Genomic DNA, 6,591 nt, shown 5'->3' with positions numbered 1-6,591 from the left:
GATTTCCTTCATGGATCTTTCTTCGCTATTTCTTTTTGATTGCTTTTCATCGGTGGATGAACATGGCGTCGCCGAACGAGAAGAACCGATACCCCTCGGCGACGGCCGAGGCATAGACCCCGTGCAGGGCGGACAGAGCCCTTTCCTCCTCGCCCTTCCAGCCTCCCAGCCCCGCGGCGAACGCCGCCACAAGCATCAGGAGCGAGCTCTTCGGCAGATGAAAATTCGTGATCAGGGCATCGACGACACGAAAGTCGAAGCCCGGATAGATAAAGAGGTCGGTATCCAAACAACCGGGACGGACCCCTCCTCCTTCGGCGGCCATGGACTCCAGGGTGCGGGCCACGGTCGTCCCTGCGGCGACGACCCGCCCTCCGCGCCGGCGGCATTCCTCCACGGCCTCGGCCGTATCCCGGGGGACCTCGCAGTACTCGTCGTGAATGACGTGCTGCCGGATATCCGGCGCCTTCACGGGACGAAAGGTCCCGAGGCCGACATGAAGGGTCACCCATGCCCTGCGAACCCCCATGGCGTCGATGTCCTGCAGGAGCTTCCGCGTAAAATGCAGGCTTGCCGTCGGGGCCGCCACCGACCCCTCCCTGCTGGCGAAGACCGTCTGATACTCCTCTCGCCAGTCCCGGTCGCCGCCGATGTAGGGGGGCAGAGGCACGCGTCCAAAGGCATCCAGAAAGGCCAGGACATCCTGACGCCCCGTTCCGACCCGGACGATGCGGACCCCCTCGCCCTCCTGCGCCTCGATCCCGAGGACCCTGTCCCCAACCGAGACCTGCGCCCCCTGTCTCAGTTTGCGTCCCGGCCTGACCAGAGCCCTCCATACCTGGAAGTCCGGGGAACAGGGGCTCAGAAGGAGCACCTCCGCGGCGCCTCCGCCGGGCAGACGTTTTCCCAGCAGCCGGGCGGGCAGCACGCGCGTATCGTTCAGGACCAGGAGGTCGCCCGGCCTCAGGTATTCAAGGATATCACGGAACCGACGATGTTCGACCGTTCCGCTCCCGACGTCCCAGCTCAGGAGGCGGGACGAGTCCCGCGGCTCCGCGGGCGTCTGAGCGATCCGTTCCCCGGGCAGAGGGTAGTCGTAGGCATTCAGGTCGAAGAGATCCTCATGCGCAAAGGCCCGTCGCTCGATGGCGCTCATCGGGAGCTCTTCACGTGGGTCCCCGGATAATAGTGCTCCAGGATGCGTTCCGCGGTCCACCCCTCTCCGGCCAGGGTCAAGGCCCCCCACTGGGAGAGGCCGACCCCATGTCCCCATCCTCTTCCGCGGAAGATAAAGGCATCCCCCTCCTTCGTGATGGCAGCTCCCCCGGGAATGGGAGGCGGAGAAGAGGGAGCCGGGACAGGAGCAGGCGGAACGACCGTCGTACGGGGAGGCTTCGCCGCCGGCTGCGAGGCGGGCTTCCTCTTCCCGCTCCTCTGAAAGCCAATATAGAGATACCCCTTTTTCTTGTCGGGGTTCGTCAGCATGTCGATCAGCTCCGCCGTCGTAAAGACGCCGTCCGCGGTCATCCTCGTCAGGCGTTCCTCCTGCGCGGGAGACAGGGGCTCGTTCGAGGTCGGCACCGGAGCGCGGGGCAGACCGCCGTCCGTGGAGCCGGACGCATCGGGAACCCAATCGGATTCCTTGATCTCGGGCATGGCTGCGCTGTCGGCCGGCGGAGCGGAGGGCGCCGGCTGCTGTGGAGCCGAACCCGATACGGGCCCGGAGCCCGCCGTCAACATGGTGCTTTTCAGGATATTGGGTCCTATGGCCATGCGAAAAAGACTGGACTTGACCGTCTTGCTCCCTCTGGGACCGATGAAGGTCAGCGCCGTCGACCGGCCTCCCTTGTCGGTCCCGGCGATCCGGATCTCGGACACCGTGCCAACGCTCCCACCGATCTTCGTCAGCGCGGATTCGACCGTAGTGCGAGAAATCCTGACCGCCCAGGATGTGTTCGGAGACCGGTAAGCCCGGGGCTCCGGAACCCCTCCCAGATAGGGCAGGACCTTGCCCCAAACGTCGGCGTTGTTCGCCGTGTGGCCCCCGCTGTCCGAGTGAAAAGGCGTGAAGGCGAGATCCTTGCCGTAAATCAGAACCTCGCCCGCGGTGCTCTGCACGGCCTGATTCGTTCGTGCGGTCTCCACCCCAGCCCCACGATAGACCTGATCGGACACCGAGTCCGTGACGTCAAAGCCCCGGGCCGAGCGATTCAGGCTCTGCCTCAGGAGATAGGTGCGGGAGATGATGGCCTGAACCCGAAGGGCCTCCTGGGGCCATTTCGCGCCGACCTCGGCGGGGAGCACCCCACGGAGATAATCCTCCAGATCCAGTACGTTCAGCAATCCGTTCCGCGTCAGGAGGAAATCCCCGCGGTAGCTCCGCCTGTTGAAGCGCAGGAGCCCCGAACTGAAGATACGGACAGGAAGCGGAAAAGCGTGTTTTCCCACCACTGCCTTCCCACCCCGGAGGGCTATGGTGGCCGATCTGCCGAGTTCCCGCTCCTGGTTGCCTCCAGCCAGCAGGCTGAGCCCATGTTCCCCCTCGACGACAAACGTCCCTCCCGCAGCCAGGCGCACATAGGCATCGCGGGCCTCGGACCGTACGGAACAGATCAGAAGTCCCGCTGCGGCCAAGAGCATCATCAAGAACTTCCGTAAAATTCCCCTCTCGAAAAGCAACTCGGATACCTCCCGGCAAGAATACATTATCGAGGACGGCATGTCCTACGCCTCCCCGTCAAAGGGCAAAAGAAACCCCTCCCGCCCTGTCGGGGCCGACTTCCCGAGATAGGCATAGGCACTGCCCGTCGCCCGACGCCCACGCGGGGTCCGCTCCAGAAAGCCCTTCTGGATCAGGTAAGGTTCGTAGATGTCCTCGATCGTCTGCATATCCTCGTTCAGTGCCGCCGCCATCGTCCCGAGGCCGACGGGGCCGCCGTCAAACAGGTCGACGATCGTCCGCAGGATGCGCCGGTCCCCCTCGTCCAGCCCCTCGGCGTCGACATCGAGCATATCCATGGCGCGGGCGGCGACCTCCGCGTCGATGCTCCCCCTCCCTCGAACCGCAGCGACATCCCGAACACGGCGCAGGAGCCTCAGGGCCACACGGGGCGTGCCGCGCGCGCGCCGGGCAATCTCCCGCGCCGCCTCGACGAGAATCTGAATTTCCATGACTCCGCCGGCCCTGAGGACAATGCGGGTCAGCTCCTCCTCCGTATACAGGGCGAGCTGCTCGACGATTCCGAAGCGGGCGCGCAGAGGCGAGGTCAGGAGCCCCAGCCGGGTCGTCGCCCCGCAGAGCGTAAAGCGCGGCAGGGAGAGCCCGATCGTCTTCGCCAGGGGCCCCTTGCCCACCACGATGTGCAGGGCGAAGTCCTCCATCGCAGGGTAGAGGATCTCCTCGACCTGGGCCGGCATACGGTGGATCTCGTCGATGAACAGCACGTCGCCCGGCTCCACGTTCGAGACGATGGCCGCGAGGTCCCCGGCGCGCTCAAGCGCGGGCCCCGTCGTCGTGCGCAGCTGGCCTCCCATCTCCTGGGCGATGATGCCCGCCAGCGTCGTCTTACCCAACCCCGGAGGTCCGTAGAAGAGGATATGGTCCAGGGGTTCTCCGCGCCCGCGGGCCGCCTCCATATAGATCCTCAGCTTCTCGCGCACCCGCTCCTGACCGATAAAATCGTCGAGGGAACGGGGCCTGACGGTCACGTCCTCCTGAGAACGGGGAGCCGAGAAAAAACGGGGCTCGTTTTCGTACCGATCGTCCTGCATCGTACCGGGTCCCTCCGCGTGCCGGCTTCCCTAACGGAGCCCTTGCTGGAGTTCCTTCAAAGCGGCCTTCAGAAGGGACTCCTCGTCCATGCGTTCAAATTCCTCGCCACGTGCGGCCCGGATAGCGGACAGGACCGGACCGATATCCGTCTGTACGAATCCGAGGGAGCGCAGGGCCTCCCCCACCGTATCCGCCGTCCGCGACGGCGCGGCAAGGCCCGCACCGGCCGTCGGGATGGAGTCCGCCAATGCCTCGGGGAGAAGGTTCCGAAGCTCGAAACACAGCCGCTCTGCCGTCTTGCGTCCCACGCCGGGGACCCGCGTAAAGGCGGCGACGTCGGCCAGGGACACGGCCCGAAGGATATCGTCCACGGAGAAAACGGACAGAATCGCCATTCCCGTTCGGCCGCCGATCCCCTTGATCGTCGTGATTTTGAGGAAGAGCTCCCGCTCCCGCTCGTCGGCGAACCCGAAGAGCGAGGCCCCGGCCTCCGACACCTGCATGAAGACCGTCAGGCGCACCCGCTCCCCCGCACGACAGAGCGCCAAGGCGCCCCGGGAACACAACACGTCGAACCCCATGCCGTGGACATCCAACAGCACGGCGTTCTCCACGACGTTCAGGACCTCCCCCGTCAGGCAGCGGATCATGGCAGGTCTCCGCCGGACACGGCCGCGCGCTCCGCCTCCGGCCTGAAGGCCGAGTCGTAGTAGGCGAGCCCGGCCAGCGCCGCGGCCAGGGCATCCGCCGCATCGTCAGGAGAGGGTATGGCGTCGAGCCCCAGAAGGCGTTGAACCATCCGCTGCACCTGGGTCTTATCGGCCCCCCCGGTCCCGCACACGGCCAACTTTATCTGATTCGGCTTGGGCTCCAGGACCGGAAGGCCCTTCCGGGCCGCCAGGAGCATCACGACCCCCCGGGCCTGCCAGACGAACTCCGCCGTCGTGATGTTCCGCCCGAAAAAAAGTCGCTCCACGGACATGAAATCGGGGGCGCAGTGCTCGAGCTGCTCCCCCAAAGCCTCATAAATATGCAGGAGCCTCTGCGTAAAGGGCAGCTTCGGGCTCGTCTCGACGCACCCGTACGTCAGGGCCCGCAAGCGGCTCCCCTGCCGCTCCACGACCCCGTAGCCAACCCGGGCAAGGCCTGGATCGATCCCCAGGCACAGCCGCCCCCCGCCCATCACTCCTCGAGCCCGGCGGCAGCCTCGTCGGAAAGATCGAAGTTGGAATAGACGTTCTGAGTGTCGTCGTGCTCCTCGAGAACCTCGATCAGGCGCATGATCTTCCGCGCCGCCTCAACGTCCGATATCTCGACGGGCGTTTTGGGAACCATGGGGGTCTCGGCGCTCTCCACCGCGTACTTCGCCTTCTCCAGAGCCTCCTGAAGGGTGCCCAGGTCCCCCGGCTCGCAATAAAGCGTATACCCCTCGTCGGAGGACTCCATATCCGTCATTCCGGCCTCGAGTCCGCAGGACATCAGGGCATCCTCGTCCAGCCCCTTGCCCTTGACCTCGAGAACCCCCTTGCGCTCGAACATCCAGGATACGCTCCCGGACTCCCCCATCTGCCCGCCGTTGCGCGTCAGAAGGGCGCGGATCTCCGGCGTCGTGCGGTTCCGGTTGTCTGTAAGCACCTCGACCAGCACCGCAATGCCGTTCGGGCCATACGCCTCGTAGGTCAGCTCCTCGTACGAGGCCCCCTCGATCTCGCCCGTCCCCCGCTTGATGCCCCGAATGATGTTGTCCATGGGGACGCTGACGGCCTTGGCCCTCTCGATCGCCGTCTTCAGGCGCATGTTCATCGCCGGATCTCCGCCGCCCTCCTTGGCCGCGATGATGATGGCACGCACAAGTTTCTGGAAGAGATTGCCCCGCTTCGCATCCTGAGCGGCCTTGCGATGTTTGATGTTAGCCCATTTGGAGTGTCCCGACAAAAAAATCACCTCATAAACATGAATGAAGCGCCGACTGCGAAACACACGGCGCCTGTTTTAGACAAAAATCCACCCTCACGACGCGGAACGTCCGCGCCCGCCCCTAGACCTCAGGCACACAGATCGGAACGGGACGGCGTTTGTGTTCGCTGTTTCGCCGCCTCGCCTCGATACGCTCCCTGACCTCGGGCTCCGCGTCGCCGGTCGCCAGATAACGGTCCAGTTCGTCGTAGGTTAACCCCATCTCCCCCTCGTCCGTCTGTCCCGCCCAGAAGCCGGCGGTCGGCGCCTTCCGGATGATGCGCTCCGGCACCCCGAGATGGGCCGCCACGGCCCGCACCTCTCCCTTCAGAAGGTCCGCGAGGGGCAGAAGGTCCGCGGCGGAGTCCCCGAACTTCGTGAAATAGCCCGTCGCGATCTCCGCCCTGTTGCTCGTTCCGCAGACGAGCAGAGAACGGGCTTGGGCGACGGCATAAAGGGACGCCATCCGCAGGCGGGCCTTGAGGTTGGAGAGCGCCGGCCCCTGGAGTACGCCGATTTTCCTCAGCTCCGAGGCAAGGGCGTCGTAAGCCGCGGTAAGGTCCACCCTTTCGCAGGGAATGTCCAGCGCGTCCGCGACCAGCCGGGCGTCCGCTTCATCCGACGGATCGCTGTGGCAGGGCATGACGAGCGCCGCCATGTCTTGTCCAAACGCGCGCCGGGCCAACGCCGCAACGACCGCGGAGTCGATGCCGCCGGACAGTCCGACGGCGATCCCCACCGCACCGGCCTCGGCCACCCGCTCCCTCAGCCATCTCTCGATAAATCCGGCCACCCCGGCGGCGTCGCGAATGTACGTCAAACCTCAGCCCTCCCCAAGGGGGCAACAGTCCCCGGATATTTTA

The 6,591-nt window shown here is 65.3% G+C and carries 7 protein-coding genes; all 7 read right to left on the bottom strand.

All coding sequences use genetic code 11. The features are described 5' to 3' along the window. Positions 1-46 precede the first annotated feature (46 nt). The 7 genes from queA to nadE all read right to left on the bottom strand — a co-directional run bounded on the left by queA (position 47) and on the right by nadE (position 6,548). A complete protein-coding gene (queA, locus tag Q0176_RS04765) occupies positions 47-1,156 on the bottom strand; it encodes a tRNA preQ1(34) S-adenosylmethionine ribosyltransferase-isomerase QueA (protein WP_299299749.1) in 1,110 nt (369 codons plus the stop codon). Beyond that, positions 1,153-2,679, bottom strand: coding sequence for a SpoIID/LytB domain-containing protein (locus tag Q0176_RS04760; protein ID WP_299299747.1), 1,527 nt, complete (start codon positions 2,677-2,679; stop codon positions 1,153-1,155). The genes queA and Q0176_RS04760 overlap by 4 nt, the downstream gene beginning before the upstream one ends. Positions 2,680-2,724: 45 nt before the next feature. Beyond that, on the bottom strand, positions 2,725-3,771 hold the full coding sequence (gene ruvB, locus Q0176_RS04755; protein ID WP_299299745.1) for a Holliday junction branch migration DNA helicase RuvB: 1,047 nt from the start codon (positions 3,769-3,771) through the stop codon (positions 2,725-2,727). A 30-nt stretch (positions 3,772-3,801) separates the two neighbouring features. Next, positions 3,802-4,422 carry a Holliday junction branch migration protein RuvA gene (gene ruvA / locus Q0176_RS04750; RefSeq protein ID WP_299299743.1) on the bottom strand — a complete coding sequence of 207 codons (621 nt, stop codon included), beginning with the start codon at positions 4,420-4,422 and terminating at the stop codon, positions 3,802-3,804. Next, on the bottom strand, positions 4,419-4,955 hold the full coding sequence (gene ruvC / locus Q0176_RS04745) for a crossover junction endodeoxyribonuclease RuvC (RefSeq protein WP_299299742.1): 537 nt from the start codon (positions 4,953-4,955) through the stop codon (positions 4,419-4,421). The genes ruvA and ruvC overlap by 4 nt, the downstream gene beginning before the upstream one ends. Further along, entirely contained in the window at positions 4,955-5,707 is a 753-nt protein-coding gene (locus tag Q0176_RS04740; protein WP_299299741.1) for a YebC/PmpR family DNA-binding transcriptional regulator, read from the bottom strand. The genes ruvC and Q0176_RS04740 overlap by 1 nt, the downstream gene beginning before the upstream one ends. 103 nt (positions 5,708-5,810) lie before the next feature. Further along, positions 5,811-6,548 (bottom strand): NAD(+) synthase, encoded by a 738-nt coding sequence (gene nadE, locus Q0176_RS04735; RefSeq protein WP_299299740.1) that lies wholly within the window; start codon positions 6,546-6,548, stop codon positions 5,811-5,813. Between the last annotated feature and the right edge of the window lie 43 nt (positions 6,549-6,591).

This window comes from uncultured Fretibacterium sp. (genome assembly GCF_938040765.1).
In the GTDB taxonomy this organism is placed as follows: domain Bacteria; phylum Synergistota; class Synergistia; order Synergistales; family Aminobacteriaceae; genus CAJPSE01.
Note: the sequence above shows the minus strand (reverse complement) of the source record. Positions and strands in the feature narration are given on the sequence as shown.

Excerpts from the sequence above, each read along its gene's own strand:
- queA (WP_299299749.1), bottom strand. The coding sequence starts at position 1,156 with ATGAGCGCCATCGAGCGACGGGCCTTTGCGCATGAGGATCTCTTCGAC.
- ruvB (WP_299299745.1), bottom strand. The coding sequence starts at position 3,771 with ATGCAGGACGATCGGTACGAAAACGAGCCCCGTTTTTTCTCGGCTCCC.
- ruvA (WP_299299743.1), bottom strand. The coding sequence starts at position 4,422 with ATGATCCGCTGCCTGACGGGGGAGGTCCTGAACGTCGTGGAGAACGCC.
- ruvC (WP_299299742.1), bottom strand. The coding sequence starts at position 4,955 with ATGGGCGGGGGGCGGCTGTGCCTGGGGATCGATCCAGGCCTTGCCCGG.